21 protein-coding genes and 1 pseudogene are annotated in these 20,017 nt (G+C 36.9%); 8 read left to right on the top strand and 14 right to left on the bottom strand.

Features of this window, described 5'->3' with window-relative positions:
• Window positions 1-12: 12 nt before the first annotated feature.
• Genes KGF86_RS14705 through KGF86_RS14680 form a run of 6 tightly spaced genes read right to left on the bottom strand, consistent with a single transcriptional unit; the run spans window position 13 to window position 5,231 of the window.
• On the bottom strand, window positions 13-1,344 hold the full coding sequence (locus KGF86_RS14705; RefSeq protein WP_186869588.1) for an ABC transporter permease: 1,332 nt from the start codon (window positions 1,342-1,344) through the stop codon (window positions 13-15).
• Window positions 1,341-2,033, bottom strand: coding sequence for an ABC transporter ATP-binding protein (locus tag KGF86_RS14700; protein WP_211742321.1), 693 nt, complete (start codon window positions 2,031-2,033; stop codon window positions 1,341-1,343). The genes KGF86_RS14705 and KGF86_RS14700 overlap by 4 nt, the downstream gene beginning before the upstream one ends.
• A gap of 16 nt (window positions 2,034-2,049) precedes the next feature.
• Window positions 2,050-3,324, bottom strand: coding sequence for a hypothetical protein (locus KGF86_RS14695; protein ID WP_211742320.1), 1,275 nt, complete (start codon window positions 3,322-3,324; stop codon window positions 2,050-2,052).
• Window positions 3,325-3,328: 4 nt separating this feature from the next.
• Window positions 3,329-4,159: a hypothetical protein gene (locus tag KGF86_RS14690; protein WP_211742319.1), complete on the bottom strand. Its 831-nt coding sequence runs from the start codon at window positions 4,157-4,159 to the stop codon at window positions 3,329-3,331.
• The gene (locus tag KGF86_RS14685) at window positions 4,156-4,845 is read right to left on the bottom strand and encodes an ABC transporter ATP-binding protein (protein ID WP_211742318.1); all 690 of its coding nucleotides are present in this window, start codon (window positions 4,843-4,845) and stop codon (window positions 4,156-4,158) included. Before KGF86_RS14685 ends, KGF86_RS14690 begins: the two co-directional genes overlap by 4 nt.
• Window positions 4,842-5,231 (bottom strand): GntR family transcriptional regulator, encoded by a 390-nt coding sequence (locus KGF86_RS14680; RefSeq protein WP_186869583.1) that lies wholly within the window; start codon window positions 5,229-5,231, stop codon window positions 4,842-4,844. Before KGF86_RS14680 ends, KGF86_RS14685 begins: the two co-directional genes overlap by 4 nt.
• Window positions 5,232-5,538: 307 nt before the next feature.
• On the opposite strand from KGF86_RS14680, the gene KGF86_RS14675 reads away from it, so the two are divergent.
• Window positions 5,539-6,294: an exodeoxyribonuclease III gene (locus tag KGF86_RS14675; protein WP_186869582.1), complete on the top strand. Its 756-nt coding sequence runs from the start codon at window positions 5,539-5,541 to the stop codon at window positions 6,292-6,294.
• Between the two features lie 147 nt (window positions 6,295-6,441).
• Here the strand turns inward: KGF86_RS14675 and KGF86_RS14670 are convergent, their stop codons facing one another.
• Window positions 6,442-7,389 carry an MBL fold metallo-hydrolase gene (locus KGF86_RS14670; RefSeq protein WP_211742317.1) on the bottom strand — a complete coding sequence of 316 codons (948 nt, stop codon included), beginning with the start codon at window positions 7,387-7,389 and terminating at the stop codon, window positions 6,442-6,444.
• A 214-nt stretch (window positions 7,390-7,603) separates the two neighbouring features.
• On the opposite strand from KGF86_RS14670, the gene KGF86_RS14665 reads away from it, so the two are divergent.
• Complete coding sequence (locus KGF86_RS14665; protein WP_246521609.1) at window positions 7,604-8,224, top strand: spore coat protein; 621 nt, start codon at window positions 7,604-7,606, stop codon at window positions 8,222-8,224.
• A 139-nt stretch (window positions 8,225-8,363) separates the two neighbouring features.
• On the opposite strand, the gene KGF86_RS14660 is transcribed toward KGF86_RS14665, so the two are convergent.
• Complete coding sequence (locus KGF86_RS14660) at window positions 8,364-9,227, bottom strand: YitT family protein (protein WP_186869580.1); 864 nt, start codon at window positions 9,225-9,227, stop codon at window positions 8,364-8,366.
• A gap of 250 nt (window positions 9,228-9,477) precedes the next feature.
• Between KGF86_RS14660 and ltaS the strand changes: the two genes are divergently transcribed.
• Both ltaS and KGF86_RS14650 read left to right on the top strand, forming a co-directional pair.
• Window positions 9,478-11,472: a lipoteichoic acid synthase gene (gene ltaS / locus KGF86_RS14655; protein WP_186869579.1), complete on the top strand. Its 1,995-nt coding sequence runs from the start codon at window positions 9,478-9,480 to the stop codon at window positions 11,470-11,472.
• Window positions 11,473-11,575: 103 nt separating this feature from the next.
• Window positions 11,576-11,749 (top strand): YfhD family protein, encoded by a 174-nt coding sequence (locus KGF86_RS14650; RefSeq protein ID WP_186869578.1) that lies wholly within the window; start codon window positions 11,576-11,578, stop codon window positions 11,747-11,749.
• 100 nt (window positions 11,750-11,849) lie between these two features.
• Here KGF86_RS14650 and KGF86_RS14645 read toward each other — a convergent pair.
• A pseudogene (locus tag KGF86_RS14645) lies at window positions 11,850-12,203 on the bottom strand (lysoplasmalogenase family protein); the annotation flags it as partial.
• Between the two features lie 12 nt (window positions 12,204-12,215).
• Window positions 12,216-12,404, bottom strand: coding sequence for a hypothetical protein (locus tag KGF86_RS14640; RefSeq protein WP_211742315.1), 189 nt, complete (start codon window positions 12,402-12,404; stop codon window positions 12,216-12,218).
• Between the two features lie 111 nt (window positions 12,405-12,515).
• On the opposite strand from KGF86_RS14640, the gene KGF86_RS14635 reads away from it, so the two are divergent.
• From KGF86_RS14635 to KGF86_RS14620, 4 genes are all read left to right on the top strand, one after another.
• On the top strand, window positions 12,516-12,965 hold the full coding sequence (locus tag KGF86_RS14635; RefSeq protein WP_211742314.1) for a YueI family protein: 450 nt from the start codon (window positions 12,516-12,518) through the stop codon (window positions 12,963-12,965).
• Between the two features lie 60 nt (window positions 12,966-13,025).
• Complete coding sequence (locus tag KGF86_RS14630) at window positions 13,026-13,271, top strand: DNA alkylation repair protein (RefSeq protein ID WP_186869574.1); 246 nt, start codon at window positions 13,026-13,028, stop codon at window positions 13,269-13,271.
• 87 nt (window positions 13,272-13,358) lie between these two features.
• A complete protein-coding gene (locus KGF86_RS14625; protein ID WP_211742313.1) occupies window positions 13,359-13,883 on the top strand; it encodes a type 1 glutamine amidotransferase domain-containing protein in 525 nt (174 codons plus the stop codon).
• 228 nt (window positions 13,884-14,111) lie between these two features.
• A complete protein-coding gene (locus KGF86_RS14620) occupies window positions 14,112-16,091 on the top strand; it encodes an acetoacetate--CoA ligase (protein ID WP_211742312.1) in 1,980 nt (659 codons plus the stop codon).
• Window positions 16,092-16,270: 179 nt separating this feature from the next.
• Here KGF86_RS14620 and KGF86_RS14615 read toward each other — a convergent pair whose 3' ends face one another.
• From KGF86_RS14615 to KGF86_RS14600, 4 genes are all read right to left on the bottom strand, one after another.
• On the bottom strand, window positions 16,271-17,338 hold the full coding sequence (locus KGF86_RS14615) for a DUF4097 family beta strand repeat-containing protein (protein WP_211742311.1): 1,068 nt from the start codon (window positions 17,336-17,338) through the stop codon (window positions 16,271-16,273).
• Between the two features lie 101 nt (window positions 17,339-17,439).
• Entirely contained in the window at window positions 17,440-17,835 is a 396-nt protein-coding gene (locus tag KGF86_RS14610) for a thiol-disulfide oxidoreductase DCC family protein (RefSeq protein ID WP_186869570.1), read from the bottom strand.
• 233 nt (window positions 17,836-18,068) lie between these two features.
• Window positions 18,069-19,556, bottom strand: a complete 1,488-nt coding sequence (gene panF / locus KGF86_RS14605; protein WP_211742310.1) for a sodium/pantothenate symporter — start codon at window positions 19,554-19,556, stop codon at window positions 18,069-18,071.
• The gene (locus tag KGF86_RS14600) at window positions 19,553-19,837 is read right to left on the bottom strand and encodes a YhdT family protein (RefSeq protein WP_211742309.1); all 285 of its coding nucleotides are present in this window, start codon (window positions 19,835-19,837) and stop codon (window positions 19,553-19,555) included. The genes panF and KGF86_RS14600 overlap by 4 nt, the downstream gene beginning before the upstream one ends.
• Window positions 19,838-20,017: the final 180 nt, after the last annotated feature.

Below are 20,017 nucleotides of genomic sequence, written 5' to 3'. Positions count from 1 at the left end.
TCCTTATCATTACTATACTTCCCTACGCATTGCTCGTAGTACGTCAATTTGAGTAGCACGTTTTGCTGGTCCTGTTCCTGACAGGATTGTAACGACTAAACAAATGGTAACCGCAATAACAACTAGACTCCACGGGATAGCAGAGAATTGTAATCCCTCAGGCATCTCTTGCGAAAATGCCATTTCCAAAATCATCGGTAATGCAATATTCACGACTATACTAATAACATATGCTACGATTGTCCCAATGAATGCACCGATGATACCGATATAACTACTTTCCAACAAGAAGATTTGTTTAATTGTCTTTGGATTGGCACCAATAGCCTTCATAATTCCAATGTCCGGAGCTCTTTCGGTAACAGCCATCGTCATCGTATTATAAATTCCAATCGAAGCAATAACTAAGGCAATTGTCCCAACAAGAATTAATCCTGCTTTTGCAATGGTGAACAGGGTATTAATTTGATTCATTTCACTAACAACCGAGTACGATGCATAATTCTCTTCATTAAGCGTATCCACGATTCCTTGTACCGCTTCAAGGTTATCCGCATAGACGTTTACTTCATCATAAGAAGTAAGAGAAGTAGTCTCTAATATCTCAGAATCCACGCCTAGCTCTCCACCTGGCGTTCCCGTATAAGCTTCCACCTGTTGGAATACTTCTTGAGAGATAAATACATCGGTATTTGTCAACCACTCTCTTCCAGGCTCCTTTAGGATACCTACAATCGTTAATGGAATCTCCTCCGCTTTGTCTTCTTCGGCACTTTTTTGAACGGACATCGTAATGGTCTTTCCAATAATACTACCAGAATAACGTAATTCCTCTTTTATTTCTCCCGTATCTTCATCGTATGGATTTTCTTCTGTTTCTAAATGTAAGTTATTCGCAAAATGATACCCGACTACTACTTCATTTGCTTTTTCAGGTAATCTTCCTTCATCTAACTCCAATCCAGCAGCTAACTCAGAAGGGAAGTGAGTCGACACTGCATTTGCACTTATTTCATAGTCATCAAGGGAATAAGTTGGATATTGTCTTAATTGCGTTTTTCTTGTTACAGATCTAACATTATCTAATTTTTCCAAGGACTGTACATCTTCCATTGTAAGAGATTGATAATTACCATCTACTTCTTTACCGTAAATATCAATTTTTGTTACAGTTTGATCCTCCAGTGTATCTTTTACAACACTTTGCTGTAGCCCATATCCAATAGAAGCTAATACGATTAAGAACGCACATCCCATCGCCGTTGCTAAAATAGTCATATAAGTACGGGCTTTATTCTTTTTAATGTTTTGTCTTATAAAGCGAAACTTGTCCTTTAATCTCATATCGTTTCCACCCCTTCCATTAAACTACCATCTTTAATCGTAATAGAACGGTGGCCGATACGAGCAACCTCTTCATCATGCGTAATAATAAGGAACGTAATACCCAATTCTTGATTAAGATTTTGAATAATGTCTAGTATTTCCGCTTCTGTTTCACTATCTAGACTTCCTGTTGGCTCATCAGCAAGGATTAGTGCTGGTTCCAGCACTAATGCCCTTGCTATACTAACTCGTTGTTGTTGACCCCCTGACAATTCGCTAGGGTAATGGTCCTTATACTCTATTAAACCGACTCTCTCTAATAATTGGTTAACCATTATTTTTCTATTCGGTTCATTTTCCCCTCTTAAAATCAGCGGAAGTTCAATATTTTGATACGCGGTCATACTAGGTATCAATTGAAAGCTTTGAAAAATAAAGCCTATATTTTCAAGACGAAAATCGGCAAACTTTGCCTCTGAATAATCAGATACTAGATTCCCATCAATCCAAATCTCTCCTTCTTTAGCACGAATAAATCCACTAATTAGATTTAGTAGCGTGGACTTTCCCGAACCACTCTTCCCAACAACGGAAACAATTTCCCCTTTGTGTACTTCCATTGAAATATTCTTTAATACTGGTACAATCGTTTTCTTTCCTTTTTTCCCCAATTCAAATTGGTGGCTTAGCTTGTCTACTTTTATCACAATATTTCCTCCATGTTTAATTCATTATTAATCGATAGAACCGCAATTCGTGTTCTCCGTTTTCTTCATCTGGGTTTTCCATAACTATTTCCCCTTCAAACAGTACCTCTCCATTGTGAATTGCACCAACGAATACTTTGACAGAGTTAACATCATCCTTATAACCTATCGCATACATTTTATCGTTTACTATTGTAAGATTCGACAAACCCTGAAATACTGAATCGTCTAGGTTAAACTTTGCTTTGGATTGTACAGATAGATCCTTTTCATTGATCTCTAGTATGGTAACTGTATTTTCTAACTCATAGACCAGATACACTTGTCTATCCTGTACAAATCCCCACGTACGCGCATCTAATAATTCGTTCGCTATCTCTTTATCGAAGGTAACTTCTTGGAGTTCTTTGCTTTCCAAATCATATAAATAGAAGGACCTATTAACCACGCTGATTTCAGTTGGTTCATTATCTACTATCTCCGTTTCCAGTTCAGTATCCTCTACTTCTCGTCGGTTCTGATCCTTTTGCAAGAAGTAGAATTTCTGCTCTGAAATATCTTCTGAATCATTTAAGAACATAATATCCTCCCAGTTATTAGCATCTTCAATGCTCTCACTTACTAGCAGGGTATCATCTGCACTAATCTTATGAGAGGAAATATCAATCGTGTATACCATTAACTCACGAACATAACGACCATTATTCCCATAATGATTAGACTCTGTTAATACTTTTAATTCTCCATTAACTAATTGAACATCTGACACTACGATATCGTAATAATGCCCTTGACCCGGTATCTTTATTTCAAATGAATTAGACTTATTGGTCTCCTTGTTTAAAACATCTACGTAAAAATAGTTCTCAGCATCCTCGTAGTGTAATCTCGATGATGTTGACTTAACCGCGACATAAGCGACAAATTCGTCATTTTCAAAGAAATTTCCTGTATAAATCCATTTCCCTCTCATAAAGTTACGATACTTTTCCTTTAACTTAGTCGCATTATTTATGGCAAAAGGGGATTCTAAATTCTCAAAGAAGGACATTTGTCCTCGATAAACAGACCCTTCTGTACTGACCGTGACGGCACTATAATTACTTTTCCCATCATATTCCCCTACTAGTAAGACGTCGTTCATGACCGATTTATCCCCGTCAATTGTCTTCAGTGTTAATTCAGGAAATTGTTTGGCAACCACTAATGATGTATAAATAAAGTACGTTACAAGTACTGTAATAATCACGAGACTTAGCGCTATAAGCTTCCAAAATCGTTTCAATATCATTTCGTCACAACCTTATCTTCTTATTTAACAAGTAATGACTCATCCAAATGGCACCGCTTGTTACAATTAGAGCTGCTACTACCATTAGAATGAATATTTCAGTTGGATAGAAGAATTCCTCCACTAAAAACTCCTGAATCAATAATGGAGATATAAATACGAAGAATGAAAGAACCGCAAAAACCACACCTAATATAATTCCCTTCCAACGAAAACACCTTTCAAATAGCACACCTGTAAATGCAACCAATACCGTCATCATTCCAATTCCATAATGAATGAAGAACTGGATAAACGAAGTGGGATATAATACTCGTAAAGAATCAAAGCTGTATAGTATTTCATTTAATGTGAGATCTTCTCTCAACTGACTTGGGACAATTAGCTTCATCACTTCATTTTCTATCATGATGAAAATAAGCTGAATAGCAACGAGCCCAAGTACCATTAAAAAGATGGCAGATGCCTTTGCAAAAAATACATTAATTCTAGCTGTCGGTAACATTAGTAATCGGTAGGCAAATGTGTTTTTTCCGAACCAATCCCGATACCATATGAAAAACACATAGATTAGCAAGGTAACAACACATAATGAGATAGGTGCTGTAAACCATAATGACCTTGAGATTGCACTAAAAGAGAAAATCCCCCAATCCTTTATTGCCTGCTCTATTGTATTACCTGCTGAAATAAGTTCTTCTATATCTCCTATATAATTATTCGAGATAAATACTACGCCTATTAGCTGCATAATGAGCGTAATTCCAATTAACACTACATATATTTTGAAGAAGCGATTTAGTTCAAAGTTAGTCAATTTTAAATAGCGCATCATGGCTGGTACACCTCTCTCATTACATCGATTATCGATTTTCCTTCTATTTCTCGTACTTCTTCCGCATTGAACTCTCGTAAGACAACTCCCTCATTTAAAATAACTGCCTTGTCGATTAAGTGTTCAATATCATTGATTTCATGTGTTGTAATAATGACGCCTCGGTCCTCTACTAGATGGCTAGTAAATACATTGGCAATTTGTTCTCTACTAAATATGTCAATCCCCGAAAATGGCTCATCCATTAATAGATAATCAACATCCAATGCAAGACCAAGTAGCATATTCACTTTAGCTGTATTCCCTTTTGACAGAGAAGAAATGCGGTCATTGGCGTCCAACTTAAAGAAAGTTAGCAAATCCTCTGCTCGCTTTTGATTCCATGACTGATAAAAATCCGCCATAAATGTCATCGCATCGGAAATTTTCATGTTAGGAGGCATCGTAATCGCATCTGGAATAAAGGTCACCTTTTCAAAGCTACCTTTGTGAAGCTTCTCACCATCAATTAGTATTTCACCACTATTAATAGGTGTTAGATTCATAATCGCATTTAAGATAGTCGTTTTTCCGACACCATTTATTCCGATTAAACACGTAATTTCACCTTTATTTGCAGCAAAGCTAACCCCTTTTAACACCGGTTTTCTACCAAACTTTTTGGTTATACCCTTTATCTCAATCATGCTTCTCCCTCCTGTTCTTCCAATCTCTTTTCGTAATTTTCCTTCACTAGATGAAGCACTTCATCTAGTGGGACATTAATCGTTTGTACAGAAGCAATAAATGAATGGACTGCTTCTAGAATCAATTCCTCTCTAACTGCTTTAATCACATCTGCATTATTCGTAATACGACTTGGTAAATTTCTCTCCGTAAATATCAACCCTTGTTCCTCCATTTCCTTATACGCCCTTTGCGCTGTATTAGGATTAATTTTCATTTGATTTGCTAGTTCACGTCGAGATGGAATCTCCTGACCAGGTTCAAAATTACCGGTAGCAATTTGCTCCTTAAAATGTCGAATTACCTGAACATAGACAGGATCTCGGTTGTTAAACTTTATATTCATAGCTACAACTCCTATATTTACTTGGTAACTGTTTCCTTACTGTATTAACCCCTTAATACACACTTGGCAAAAAAATATGTATTAAGGGCTTAATACACCGATTAAGTGTATTATACGATTAATACACCAATAGAGTCAACCTCATTTAAAAAATAGTTTTCCCAAAGACGCCTTTCATGAACATTTCTGCTGAAGGTGATATGATGAGTACAAACTAAAAAGGTTGTTTCTACTGAGGACTAGCTTACTTTGTTTCGACCTAAAAAAACAACCACTTTACAAAGCAGAGAAATTACGAGGAGATATTATGCGATTAGTATCATGGAATGTTAATGGATTGCGTGCCTGTGTGCGCAAAGGTTTTTTAGATTACTTTAATGAAATAGATGCTGATATTTTTTGTGTTCAAGAAACGAAGCTACAAGAGGGGCAAATTGAGTTAGAGCTAGATGGCTACTTTCAATATTGGAACTATGCAGAACGCAAAGGCTATTCTGGTACTGCTGTATTTACGAAACAGAAGCCTCTATCGGTGAAATACGGAATCGGTGAGGAAGAAACACAACCAGAAGGTCGTATTATTACGATGGAGTTTGCGGATTTCTTCTTAATCAATGTTTATACCCCTAATTCACAGCGTGATTTAGCTCGATTGGGTCTTCGATTAGAATGGGAGGACGCTTTGTTTCAACATATAATGGAACACGATAAAATTAAACCCGTTATATTATGTGGAGACCTAAATGTTGCCCATCAAGAGATTGATATTCGTAATTACAAAACAAACTATGGTAATTCCGGATTTACGGATGAAGAAAGAGAAAAGATGACACGCTTTCTGAATGCAGGTTTCATTGATACGCTTCGCCATTTCTATCCTGATGAGGAAGGTATTTACACTTGGTGGAGCTACATGAAAACGGTGCGCGAGAGGAATATTGGCTGGAGAATTGATTATTTTATTGTCTCCGAAAGGCTGAAGGACAACTTGATTGACTCTAATGCACATTCCGCTATCCTAGGTAGCGATCATTGTCCAATTATGTTGGAAATTGAAATCTAACAGTAAATAGGGGAATGGAATAGGTATCAAATAAAAAGAACTGAATGTAAAACTTTCCCATTCACAGCTATAACACCCCGGAAATATACAAAAGCTAATCTTCCTTTACCTTACGTATATTTCCGGAGTGCGTTATACACTTAATTCTTATTGCTTTAACTTTTGGAAGTAATCAATAATTCCTAATGCACTAACCTGCATATCCAGATTGATTAATATATAAACAGGATGATCATCAGGCACGCCAAGTTCCTTAAGGTGCTCTTTTACACGTGTAAACAGTCGCCCTGATAAAACATCATAGCCTTTACCTTCTTTAAATACCTTCTCGCCTTCCTCCACAAAAATATCTAACCACTCTGACACCTGATGCAATGCTGCAGTAGTTTTCAATGTCGCACCAAAATGCCCAAAGTAAATAAAGTCTACATTCATTTCCATAAAGCGATCAATGGACTCGTGCATAGCTGTCGGGTCAAAATGATTTGGTGATGTGGAAGGTAAGAAGAAATCAATCCCCAATGGATCCAACTGTTCATATTTTACCCCAGCAGTATCTCCTGTGAACAACCCATTACTTACAGGGTCATAAATACTAATATGGTGTCGTGAATGACCAGGTGTATCTAAAAATTGCAATGTACAATTAGGTCCTATTAGTAGTGTATCTCCTTCACTCTTTTCTATGATTGCTTCTTCAGGGACTGGTTCAACAGGATCAAAGAATTCGGCAAAACTATCTCCATAAATTGCTCTAGCACCACTAGTTAACCTTTTTGGATCAATTAAATGCCTTTTACCACGCGGATGGACAATTACTTTCGCATTTGGACATAATTTCAGCAGTATACCTACACCACCTGCATGGTCCAAATGAATATGCGTGACAATTATGTATTTCACTTCACTTAATGTGTGACTTAAATCCTCTAAGCCACGCTTAATATACTTAATGGACGGACTTGGTCCTGTTTCAATAATAGTTAATTCTTCTTCATCCAATACATACGTACCTGTTCGAGACGGTATTCCCATATCAAACCCATCAATTAAGTGAATTCGATCATGAAGACGAATTGGTAATCTTCCTTGCATGATTAATCCCCCCTATTCTAACTACCATCATCGTAGCACGTATTCTAAATAAATTCATGTTCTTCGCAATCGTTTTCTTCTTTTTAGTGTTGCCCATATCTCCCCAAAAAAGAATGCCAATCAAACGTATTTTAGCTAATTTATGGCTGGGATATTTCCAGTGAAACAGATAATAATAAACCTGATTCTTCTTAAGGAGGTTATTAATTTGAATATGAACATGAATAACCAAATGCAAAACCAACAATTAACTGGCACTTCACAAATGCCTGCAGAAGTAAGCCATGGTGGTCACGAGCTTTTTGATGCACATGAAGCCATCGGTGGTTTAGTTGGTGGTATGGAGCAATATATGATTTATGAGCAATATGCACAGGATCCGCAGCTGAAATCCATGATGAACCAACATAAAACATTCCTAACCCAGTTATATAATACTGTGGTAGAAACACTTAAAACAGGAAATGAGCCCACCGTTAAGACACAAACGTACAATATGGCCGAGAGTAATGATGTGTTGTATGGAATGACACCATCCCAACCGAAAAAACCTGCACAGTCTCCTCAAGAGATTAATGATGAATGTGTGACTGGCTTTATGATGGGAGTTCTAAAGTCCAATGCATCTGCCTTTACAATGGCAGCTCTAGAATCCACTAACCCTGTCTTAAGAAGAGTATTTGCCGATAGTGTTCCAAATATTATTGAGATGGCATATGAAGTGTTCCTATATCAAAATAAACATCAATATTATCAAGTACCACAGTTAAAGCAAGAGGACATGCAAAACTATATAAACAGTTTTGCTCCAATTCAAGGAACCATGCCTCATTAATTTGGGGTGCTATCTATTAAAGGATGCTCATTACGGGCATCCTTTTGCTTTTGAATGATTCTATACATATAAGATGGAATGAAAGTTGGAGAAATAATAAAAAGAGACAGTTCAACTATTTTGAACTGCCTCTATTTCGTTAAAGCTTTTGCCCATAGTATTTATCTATCGAAAATCCTCTTCCTAATATTTCGGATGCATTCAGGAAAATGACGAATGATGTCGGAATTTCTTGTTGAAGCATTCCTTTTAATTTTACAGCCTCTTGCTGCTCGGCTACACATAATATTAGTGTCTTATCCATATTGGAGTAGCCTCCAACAGACCTTACCTTTGTTAAGCCACGATCAATACCAGTTCGTATCAATTCCTGAACCTTTTCTTCCTCTTCTGTAATAATCACAATTAACTTAGTAGCAGAAGTTCGCAGTTGAACAAAATCGATTGTTTTACTCGAAATATAGATAGCCATTAATGCGAAAAGTGTCAGTTCTAAACTAAAAACAAATATAGAAGATAAAACTACCACTCCATCAACAATTAACTGCGTATAACCACTGGATTTTCCTGTGAATTTCTTCAGGATTTGTGCTATTGAGGCAGTTCCACCAGTCGAACCTTTTCCAATATAAACAATACCTAGTCCAATTCCTAATACTATTCCACCATAAATTGCACCCAGAACCGGATTGGTAATGGTAATTGGTGTATTTGCCGTTAAACCAATTATAAATGGCACCCAGAAAGTACCGAGTAAAGTTTTCCCACCAAAGTCCTTTCCTAAGACTAACCAACCAATGATAAATATTGGTATATTTATCACAAATTGCGTCATTGCTGGACTAAATCCAAATAATTCATATAAAACAGTACTAATCCCAGAAATACCACCAGCGGCTAATTTTGATGGTAATAAAAATACATTATAAGATAATGCGACTAATGTAGCACCAATTAAAACAAGTACATATTCTTTTATTACGGTTCTATGTTGTTGTTTCATCTTTTTGTGTCCTTTCTATAACAAACAAGCAAATATTATTCTATCATAGTTTCTATTTAATTGAATACAATCAATAATGTCTGAGTGCAATACGGACAAGCCCTCACCATACTTTCCCAATAGTAAATTTTGGAAATTCACTTGATTCATAGATTAATTTGAGTTAAAATCATAACTTGATAACTTTATTTTAGATTTCATCACAAAAAGAAATCTATCAATTTAAGCAAAAAAAGATGGGGGAAATAAGATGAAAAAACTTTTAACATCAAAAATGTCCTTCTTTTTTGTAGCCGTGTTACTAATCTGGTTAAAATCGTATCTGATTTACGTAACTGAATTCAACCTAGATATAAAAAATGGGACACAAGAATTTTTACTTTTCTTTAACCCGCTGAGCTCAGCCCTCATTTTCCTAGGAATAGCATTATTTGCTAAAGGAAAACGGGTAGGATTATGGATTATTGTAGTTGATACATTAATGACCATACTATTATATGCCAATGTCGTGTACTATCGTTTTAATAACGACTACATTACACTTCCAACCTTAACACAAACAAGCAACTTCGGAAGTTTAGGAAGCAGTATTGTAAGTCTTGTACAATGGACAGACATATTCTTTGTACTAGATCTAGTAATCCTTATCGCCTTATTTATTTGGTTTAAAAAAGGCTGGAGCACAGAAAGAATTAGTCGTAAGAAGCCTATACTGGTGCTTATTATAGGACTAATTGCATTTTCATTGAATTTAGGTCTTGCTGAAGCAGATCGACCAGAACTACTAAAAAGAACATTTGACCGCAACTATATTGTAAAGTATATAGGACTTTATAACTTTGCAATTTATGATGCAGCACAAAATATTAAATCATCTTCACAACGAGTACTTGCGGATAGTGATGATATTACAGAAGTTGAAAACTATACGAAGAATAAATATGCAGAGCCAAATCCAGAATTATTTGGTGTTGCTAAAGGTAAGAACATTATTAAAATTCACTTAGAGTCATTCCAAACGTTCTTAATCAATTATAAATTACATGGGGAAGAAGTTACTCCTTTCCTAAATTCATTAGTAAATGATCCTGAACAAGACTTTACGTATTTTGATAATATATTCCATCAAACCGAACAAGGTAAAACAGCTGATGCAGAGCTAATTACGGACAACTCTATTTATGGGTTACCACAAGGATCTGCATTCGTAACTAGAGGTACTAACACATACCAATCATTAACTGCGATACTGAACCAGCAACAAGATTATACTTCAGCCAATTTCCATGGTGATTATAAATCATTCTGGAATCGTGATGAAATTTATAAACAATTTGGTGTGGATGTATATTTCGATGCTAGTTATTATGACATGAGCGAAGAAAATGTTATCAACTATGGCCTAAAGGATAAGCCTTTCTTCGAACAATCTATGCCAATGTTGAAGTCATTGGATCAGCCATTCTATGCCCATATGATGACTTTAACAAACCATCATCCGTATATTATAGGTGATGAAGAAGCTTCACTTGCACCTGCGGAAACAGGAGATAAATCTGTTGATACGTATTTCCAAACCGCTCGTTATCTTGATGAATCGTTAGAGCAATTCTTTAATGATTTAAAAGAAGCTGGTCTATATGAGGATTCTGTGATTTTCCTATATGGAGATCACTATGGTATTTCTCAAAACCATAATCGTGCAATGAAAGAAATTACTGGTGAAGAAATTACACCATTTAAAAATGCTCAATTACAACGAGTTCCATTCATTATAAAAATTCCTGGTGTTGAAGGAATGGGAACAGTCCACAAATATGGTGGATTAATCGATGTAATGCCAACTTTACTACACTTAGTAGGAATTGATGCACAAGATTATATCCAATTTGGAACAGATTTATTCTCTGATGGCCATAAGGAATACGTTCCATTCCGTAATGGTGATTTAATTACCCCGGAATACAGTGTTATTTCTGGTACTTTCTATGATAATGACACTGGTGAGGAAATCGAGCCTACGGAAGAAATGATTCAAGTAAGAGATGAGGCACTTCGTGAGCTTGAGCTCTCCGATAAATTGTTAAATGGTGACTTATTACGCTTCTATACACCAAATGAAGAATGGACACCTGTTGATCCGACTCAATATCGTTACGGAAATGAAACTGGTATCGTTCCTTTCCAACTAGAAGAACAACCAGAAAAACCAATTGATCCAAGAGAGCCTTCATTAGAAAAATAAATAAACGAGTAATCATTAGGAATTTTTTCCTTTTGATTACTCGTTTTTATTTGCCATTTTCGTTCATACTATGACATGAATACTCCAGAAAGAGGTGAACGTTATGGGACGTGGTGACCATAATAGAGCAACAGGTAAGAACTTCTTTGCTCAGACTCCGAAAAATCAATTATCTGATGGAATTGATGTAGAGTATTCAGAGGAATTTGCCGATCACGATGACAAAGTAGCTCAAGCGAGAAGTAGAGCCGCTGACAGACGTGCGAAGGAAAAATAAATAGGTGGCCTTACACTAGGCCACCTATACTTATAGCAAATAATAATTGTGCACCAAAGTAAGTACTCATCACCATGTAATCTGCTAATTTAAATTGAACCTAGAATTTATATATCGCCAGCACCGCATCTGAGATAAAGAATAATGTTGCTGTGATAATGAGAATTTTTTCGCTAGTATGAATAGCTAATCCAAGCATGGTGGAGATAATTGTCATATACATAGCAACTGCAACAACTAAATTCCACCTTCCAACCTGCTTCACACTTTGGAACAGTATATAAAAGACTATTAAGGCAAGAAACAGAAGCGCACATCCAACAATTAAAAGATCCATTGCAATAGAAAAAGAATAACCATACCAAAATGCAAAAATATATATAATATGAGCTAATAAAAAACTAACCAGTCCATGAATAAACCACTTATCCGTAAGCATTAAAAGGATATCACCAACTAGTGATAATCAGAGTGCTAGTACAATGAAATAACTATACATGCTGTTTAATCCCGACCCATATACCGCGAGCACTAGTATAAATAGCATTGTTCCAAGCTTTAATATGTATTTAACTAGCTTATTTTGAAAGTAAATAGCCAGAATAAGATATAACGTAGTTGATAAAATTATTACGCCAAGCAGTATTTCCTGCATGATGCACTCCCTCCCTCTTACAAATTCTACAACTTAGTGAAAAACTCCTCTTTTCTTTGCCAGCAGTGCATGTTCTCATTTACAATTAGGATGAAAAGCGAGGTATTCAAAATGAGTAAGAAAAACGTTGAGGACTATCTTACAGAAGGTATATATGGTACTCGATTACCCAAGCAGGAAGAAAGAGATTATTTCCTTGGTACATTACGAGAGCGAATTGTCATCGCCTTAACAATTGGTCAGGTAATGACGGATAAAGGGATACAAATCCTAGAAGAAAATATGAAACATTATCCCGATGCCAAGCTATTATTTAATGGGAAAATTGCATCCAGATTTCTTAAAGCTGAGAAGGAATTAGCAAATAAATATAATATTTCTTATACGGTAATCAATAACGAAGCAGTAGAAACTGATATTGGTGCTGTTCTAACCTATGACTATGCCATAGATAAAGAAGCAATTTTTATGAATGAAAATAATGAAGATACCCCTTCTGAAGAAGATACAGATCAAAAGGAAAAGACTGGTTTTCTATCTAAGCTAAAACGACTTTTTTAGCTTTCCCCTCCTCGTATAAAAAAGCATGTTGGTTTCATACTAACAATGGAGGTGTGAAAGATGGCACAAAAATATCGATGCCCCAATTGCAAAACAAATCGTTCACGCTTTAATATCATTGAACAAATAGCAAAACCGGTTAAATTAGACCCGCAAACTGGTGCGGTAATAAATGATTATTCAACTGGTGAAGTCGAGCCATTTCATGCTGTGTATAACGGACCAAAATACCGAATCCAATGTGGTTCATGTGGATTAGTAGAAGATGAAAATACATTTGCTAAGTTTGGGGAACGGCCGGTGTAAAACCACAGACGCATCTGTGGTTTTTATATTTCATATAAGTACATATAATGCTCTATTTTCTGTTAAACTTATCATGGAGGTGTTTTGATGCGGTTAGAAAATAAGAAGGTTATTGCTCTTGTTGAAGATGATTTTGAAGATTTAGAGCTTTGGTATCCTGTGTTACGTTTACAGGAAGAAGGGGCAATTGTTCACCTAGTAGGAAAAGAAGCGAAGAAAAAATATATAGGCAAATATGGTGTTCCAGCAGAATCAGATTACGCATTTCACGATATAAAGACAGATGACTATGATGCCATCTTAGTCCCAGGTGGATGGGCTCCAGACAAGTTAAGACGCTACCCTGAAGTTCTTCAGTTTGTAAAAGAGATGGATGAGGCAAAGAAACCTATTGGGCAAATTTGTCATGCAGGATGGGTGTTAATTTCAGCCAACATTCTTCAAGGTAAAAAGGTTACAAGTACTCCTGGCATCAAGGACGATATGACAAATGCTGGTGCCACATGGTATGATGAAGCCGTTATCGTAGATGGACACATTATATCTAGTCGCCGTCCACCAGATTTACCACCTTACGTTAAGGAGTTTGCGGATATACTAGCAGGAAATTAAGACAAGCCCCATACCCCATTTGGTAGCGTGAAATTGCGCCTTGCCTTCATGGAAACTTAGTATTGCAATATTAGCTGCTAGAAATCAGAGATTTTCTTTTTTAAATACAAAACCCATTATTTGTAGTAATGGGTTTTTCTATGTTTGTACCGTAACTGGTCTATTCTTTACACATAGAAACCGTTTTCATATAATGAAAGTAGTTATGAAAATCGGGGGAGGATTTACATGAAACAAGTTCAAGAAGGTACGTTACTTTGGAAGCCAACGAAAGAACGTATCGATCAAGCCAATATTATAACCTATATGAACTGGCTGAACGAGAATAAAGGCTTTTCAATGCCGGACTATACATCCCTTTGGGAATGGTCCGTGCAACATATAGAAGAATTTTGGGAAACCATCTGGGAGTACTTTCATATCCAATCGTCTACGCCGTATCATCATGTACTATCTTCCCATGACATGCCTGGTGCTAAGTGGTTTGAAGGTGCTTCTATTAATTATGCAAAGCATATCTTTCGTAATTATAAGAAGGATAAAACCGCTATTATTCATACATCAGAAGTACGGCCAAATCGTGATGAAGTAACATGGGAAAAGCTATATGAAGATACAGCAGCACTGCAACAAACATTAATCAATCTTGGTGTCAAACAAGGCGACCGCGTTGTTGGGTATATTCCAAACATATATGAATCAATTGTTTCCCTACTAGCAACAGTAAGCCTTGGTGCGGTTTGGTCAAGTGCTTCACCCGATTTCGGTAAGCAAAGTGTCATTGACCGATTTAAACAAATTGAACCAAAGGTCATGATTACAGTAGATGGTTACCGTTATGGTGGAAAAGAATATAATCGAATGGACGTTGTGAAGGAAGTACAGGCTGAACTCCCTACTTTAAAAGCAACGATTGCCATACCTTATCTCCATACAACAGAGCCATTTTCAAATTTACTGTACGTTACGTTGTGGAATGATGCAACCCATTATACAGGGCAGGAGTTAATATATCATGATGTAGAGTTCAATGATCCACTTTGGATATTATTTTCATCCGGAACGACAGGCAAGCCAAAGCCAATCGTTCACAGCCAAGGTGGTATATTAATCGAGCACCTAAAAGCACTAACATTCCATACAGACTTACATGAGGAGGACCGCTTCTTCTGGTTTACCACGACTGGTTGGATGATGTGGAACTATTTAGTGAGCGGATTATTAACTGGAAGTACGATTATCCTTTATGATGGAAATCCTACTTATCCAGATAAACGAATGCTATGGAAGTTAGCAGAAGAAACGAAAATGACGATATTCGGAACATCTGCAAGCTATATTACAGCATGTATGAAAGAGGGCTTCTCTCCTTTAGAGGAATTTGATTTAAGTCATTTGAAGACGATCAGTTCCACCGGTTCTCCACTTCCTCCAGAAGGGTTTAAATGGTGCTATGATCACGTTAAAGAGGACCTATCCATTGCTTCGATTAGTGGAGGTACCGATGTATGTACAGCCTTTATCTTAGGTGTACCAATACTACCAGTCTATGCTGGGGAATTGCAATGCCTGGGACTAGGAGCTAAAATAGAAAGCTTCGATGATGATGGTAATCCAAAGATAAATGAAGTTGGGGAATTGGTTTTAACGGAGCCTTTCCCGGCTATGCCAATCTACTTCTGGAATGATGAAGATGGCAGTAGGATGCATCATAGCTATTTTGATATGTACCCAGGAATATGGCGACATGGCGACTATATTAAAATTACGGAGCGAGGTACTTGTATCATATATGGTCGCTCTGATGCTACGATTAACCGTGGTGGGATACGAATTGGTACAAGTGAAATCTATCGTGCGGTAGACCAGATCAAAGAAATCAAGGATAGTTTAATAGTTGATATTCCGCTTGAAAACGGCGACTCTCTTGTTCCATTATTTGTAATCATGGCAGATCATCAACAGCTGACGGAGGAAATTATTGATGCCATTAAGTATCAGATTCGAACCCAGTGCTCACCAAGACATGTTCCAACGGAGGTCATTCCTGTTCAAGACATACCAAAAACATTAAATGGGAAAAAACTAGAAATACCAGTTAAAAAGATATTAATGGGTCAGCCATTGGAAAAAGTAGCTAATAAAGGCTCGTTAAGTAACCCTGAATCTCTTGTTTACTTTGTGAGGTTTGCTAAGGAACGACTTTAAGCTATGAACTTTTATACGTTACACAAAGATGATGAGACTATTTCTCGTCATCTTTTTTAATTATTCTCAGTTAGAAAAGTTTTCTTCATCATCATTGTTATGGTTTGAGTATCAAGCGAATCCACCAAATTATGCACAAATCTTCCCCATCAAAAAAAGAAAGAGACAATTCTCTTCCTTTATTGATTCATAATCGATGATTTTTCTGTGTATAGTTCTGCATTTCCAGAACCGGTACGGACGCGAATCAGATTATCTGCATAACCAGATTTACCTACTATATGATGTTTCTCTCGTTGTTCTACCTTCATAGGGAGATTCGTAACAATACTACCTGATCCCGTTTTAATATCAAACACGGAATTTAGTTCATATTCTTGGAACCCTACGCGAATATTACCACTTCCAGTTTTTAAATCTAAGCCAGCGTTCTCCGAAACAGATAGATTAATATTACCTGAATAAGCGTTAGCCTTTAACGCTCCACTAAAGTCACGAAAGCTAATTTTACCAGAACCTACATGGGCATTTGTTGTCTCGCCATAGAAGCTTTTTGCTTCAATCATCCCGGAATTGGAACGAACCGCAGCTTGCTTCATATAGACTTCTCTTAGGATCAATTTTCCAGAACCCGCTTTTAATTCTAACTCTTCTCCCTTAGCTTCCGTTAATCGTATACTGCCTGAACCAACGCTCCCATGGATATTCCCATAAGATGAATGGATTTCTGCTATACCAGAGTTTGCTACGAAGGATAGCTTCTCTGTTTTTAATTCTTTCGCTCTTATTTTCCCTGATGTTGTATTTAACGTCAGCTTACTAGCAGTTACCTTTGCTAGATTGACGGTACCAGAGGTTGCCATTATTCGAACTGTATTGGCAATTAGGTGGGTTAAAGCTATTTTTCCTGATGTCGCTGTAATGTCTACATTATCCGCTATATCAACAGGGATATGGAGTTGTAGTTTACACTTCGTTACATTACCCCATAGAAAAACGATACCCTGCCGTTCTCTTTTTGCTGTAATCAATAATGTGTCGTCTGTTTTAGTAGTCTCTAAAACTGGCCCACCTTCAAAAGACTCAAGCTTTATATCTACTGACGACGATTCATGTGGAATAACCTCCACCTCTGCCGAATCAACCGAAATAATCAAGTCACTTAATTTGTGAATAGCAATGGATTCCTCTTGAACAACCTTTTGTTTCGTACCACCAAATATCCTACTGATAATATCCGTAACCATACCCGTATCCTCCTGTGAACGATTTACTATCTCTAGTTTAATACAGGGCACAGATTACACAACGTACTGATGAAGTAGTGAAGCTCCGTCTTAAGGCTGAATTATGCATCTAAAAAACGTTCCCGCTGCTCAGGAGTTGGTATCATGCACTTCTCTCGTTTACCGAACCATTTATAGCGATTCTTGGCAATAACTCCATACACTAAATCCCTTATCGGTCTAGGTACGACTATAAATGCATACATGAACTTCCAAGGTCCCTTCAACCCTTTACATACTTTCAATGCTGCCGTCGATTTATAATAAACTGTATTTCCTTCTAAATAGATAAAGCTATCCAATTCATCTGGAATCTCATTCTCTTTTAATAGCTGTTGGCCAATGGGACTTTGTAATGAGGTAAACTTGTAGCGCCCTTTTGTATCTCTTTTAATGATAAATTGGACACTAGAATTGCAAAAATTACAAACCCCATCGAATAGGATGATTCTTCTCATTCACAAAACCTTCTTTCCCTTTTAGAAAAAGACCGGGACAATAATATTGAAGAAAACCCAATACCGAATGATTAATAAAGACTTGATTCAGGAAACATACTTACAGTTTACAGGTGTCATTTAAACGAACAATAAGTTCAACCACCCGATAAAGCAACCATATACTTCCCGAGCTAGTACCGTATATCACTCAGTCTGACATTTAGTTTTACTCTCTCCCCGGTCTATTCCTTTTAATAAGTTGGTTTTAATTCATTTGGTATCGATTTCTTTGTAATTAAGCTAACAATGACATAGGCAAAGAATGACACAACAACTGGGACTACTACAGCGTGGATACCGAAAGGCTTGAATATGACCTCGAAGGTATCACTGTACGATGGTAATAGTTTTGGTAAAAGATCGGACAACAAATAAATTCCTACTCCAGTAATAATAGAGGCAATCGCACCATACTTATTTCCGTTTTTCCAGTAAAGACCTAGAACAATCGGCCAAATAAACGCCGCCTCTAGCCCTCCGAAGGCAAATAGGTTAAGCCAAATAATCAACTCAGGTGGATTAAGGGCCATTATAAAGACAATTACGCCTAGTATTGCCGTAACCGATAGACTCATCCTTTTAACGGTCTGTTGTGATGCATCTGGTTTAACATAATTTATATATACATCTTTAATGACCGTGGAACTAACTAGAATAAGCAATGAATCTACTGTAGACATAATGGCCGCCATTGGAGCTGCTAGTACAATTCCTGCTAACCATGCTGGCATCGTTTCTAAAGCAATTAATGGCATTACTTGATCTCCAATTTCTATACCCGGAAGAATGGCTCTAGCAAATACACCAATTAGATGCATATTCAGCATGATGAAACCAACAACAATCGTGCCAATGATCAAAGCACGGTGCATCGATTTGGCACTTTTATAAGACATAGCTCTAACAGCGATTTGTGGTAATGCCACTACCCCTACACCAACTAAAATCCAAAAAGATGATACATAGGCAGGTGATAAGGTTCCTTCTGCTCCAAAAGGAGAGATAAGGTTTGGATTTTCAGCAGTTAAATCCGCAATAATGTTAGGAATGCCTCCACCTGCAATTATGGTTGCAATAAGCAGGATTAACGTCCCTACAAACATGAAGCTTCCTTGTATGGCATCCGTTAACGCCACGGCACGGAATCCTCCAATGGTTACGTAAATGAGTACGGAAACCGCAAAGATAAATAAGGCTGTGGTGTACGACATACCGGTTAAGGACTCAATTAATCTAGCCCCACCAATCCACTGTGCGGCCATAGCAGAGAATAAAAAGACAACAATACTAATTGCTGAAAGTACTACGACAACTGGTGATTTATAACGTCCCTTCAAGAAATCTACCATCGTTATCGCTTTATATTTCCGCGTTACGATAGCAAACTTTTTCCCTAATACCATTAATACAAAATATCCAGTAACCACCTGAGACATTGCAAGTAGAACCCAACCAAGCCCTTGTGTATAGGCTGTTCCTGGTCCACCAATAAAACTACTTGCACTTCCATATGTAGCTGTCATTGTCATCGCAAGGACAAATCCTCCTAAACTACGCTCCCCTAGAAAATACTCCTGCATAAACGAATTAGACGACTGCACAAATCTGCTAGCATACAACCCAACTAGAAAAATAAGTACTAAAAATACAAATAATGGTATGAATGCAACTAAATTCATCGTTCACTATCCCCCTCTTCATCTTCGTCCTCAAAGGGAACCTCTACAAAGAATGCCTTGACAACAATGATGACTAAAACTACCATTACAATAAATCCCACTACACAACTATAAAAAAACCAATCTGGTAAACCAAAGATAAACTTATACTCCGCAGGGTCCTTACTTCCTAAACCATATGCAAAAGCATACCACCAAATAAAATTAATGACGGCTAACCCGACACCTATTAATGCTTCTCGATTAGCAATTTTATTTAAATCATGTTTATTGTTCTGCACTGTAATCCCCCCTTAATCTTATGTAAAGCTATATACTTCTACAATTATATAGATAACTAGAATGAAATAGCAATACAGCGTCCTTATATCAAAAATAGGATAATTGTAGCCTAGCCTATTTTTTAAAAATATCCGAATAAAATGCAATTTATTTTTCTGTTCTACGTCTAATTTATTGAA

This window comes from Ornithinibacillus massiliensis, assembly GCF_018310345.1.
GTDB classification, from domain to species: Bacteria; Bacillota; Bacilli; order Bacillales; family Amphibacillaceae; genus Ornithinibacillus; species Ornithinibacillus massiliensis.
This window is presented reverse-complemented; position numbering and strand designations above follow the sequence as displayed.

Excerpts from the sequence above, each read along its gene's own strand:
- KGF86_RS14705 (WP_186869588.1), bottom strand. The coding sequence starts at position 1,344 with ATGAGATTAAAGGACAAGTTTCGCTTTATAAGACAAAACATTAAAAAG.
- KGF86_RS14695 (WP_211742320.1), bottom strand. The coding sequence starts at position 3,324 with ATGATATTGAAACGATTTTGGAAGCTTATAGCGCTAAGTCTCGTGATT.
- KGF86_RS14690 (WP_211742319.1), bottom strand. The coding sequence starts at position 4,159 with ATGATGCGCTATTTAAAATTGACTAACTTTGAACTAAATCGCTTCTTC.
- KGF86_RS14685 (WP_211742318.1), bottom strand. The coding sequence starts at position 4,845 with ATGATTGAGATAAAGGGTATAACCAAAAAGTTTGGTAGAAAACCGGTG.
- KGF86_RS14680 (WP_186869583.1), bottom strand. The coding sequence starts at position 5,231 with ATGAATATAAAGTTTAACAACCGAGATCCTGTCTATGTTCAGGTAATT.
- KGF86_RS14675 (WP_186869582.1), top strand. The coding sequence starts at position 5,539 with ATGCGATTAGTATCATGGAATGTTAATGGATTGCGTGCCTGTGTGCGC.
- KGF86_RS14670 (WP_211742317.1), bottom strand. The coding sequence starts at position 7,389 with ATGCAAGGAAGATTACCAATTCGTCTTCATGATCGAATTCACTTAATT.
- KGF86_RS14665 (WP_246521609.1), top strand. The coding sequence starts at position 7,604 with ATGAACATGAATAACCAAATGCAAAACCAACAATTAACTGGCACTTCA.
- KGF86_RS14660 (WP_186869580.1), bottom strand. The coding sequence starts at position 9,227 with ATGAAACAACAACATAGAACCGTAATAAAAGAATATGTACTTGTTTTA.
- ltaS (WP_186869579.1), top strand. The coding sequence starts at position 9,478 with ATGAAAAAACTTTTAACATCAAAAATGTCCTTCTTTTTTGTAGCCGTG.
- KGF86_RS14650 (WP_186869578.1), top strand. The coding sequence starts at position 11,576 with ATGGGACGTGGTGACCATAATAGAGCAACAGGTAAGAACTTCTTTGCT.
- KGF86_RS14640 (WP_211742315.1), bottom strand. The coding sequence starts at position 12,404 with ATGCAGGAAATACTGCTTGGCGTAATAATTTTATCAACTACGTTATAT.
- KGF86_RS14635 (WP_211742314.1), top strand. The coding sequence starts at position 12,516 with ATGAGTAAGAAAAACGTTGAGGACTATCTTACAGAAGGTATATATGGT.
- KGF86_RS14630 (WP_186869574.1), top strand. The coding sequence starts at position 13,026 with ATGGCACAAAAATATCGATGCCCCAATTGCAAAACAAATCGTTCACGC.
- KGF86_RS14625 (WP_211742313.1), top strand. The coding sequence starts at position 13,359 with ATGCGGTTAGAAAATAAGAAGGTTATTGCTCTTGTTGAAGATGATTTT.
- KGF86_RS14620 (WP_211742312.1), top strand. The coding sequence starts at position 14,112 with ATGAAACAAGTTCAAGAAGGTACGTTACTTTGGAAGCCAACGAAAGAA.
- KGF86_RS14615 (WP_211742311.1), bottom strand. The coding sequence starts at position 17,338 with ATGGTTACGGATATTATCAGTAGGATATTTGGTGGTACGAAACAAAAG.
- KGF86_RS14610 (WP_186869570.1), bottom strand. The coding sequence starts at position 17,835 with ATGAGAAGAATCATCCTATTCGATGGGGTTTGTAATTTTTGCAATTCT.
- panF (WP_211742310.1), bottom strand. The coding sequence starts at position 19,556 with ATGAATTTAGTTGCATTCATACCATTATTTGTATTTTTAGTACTTATT.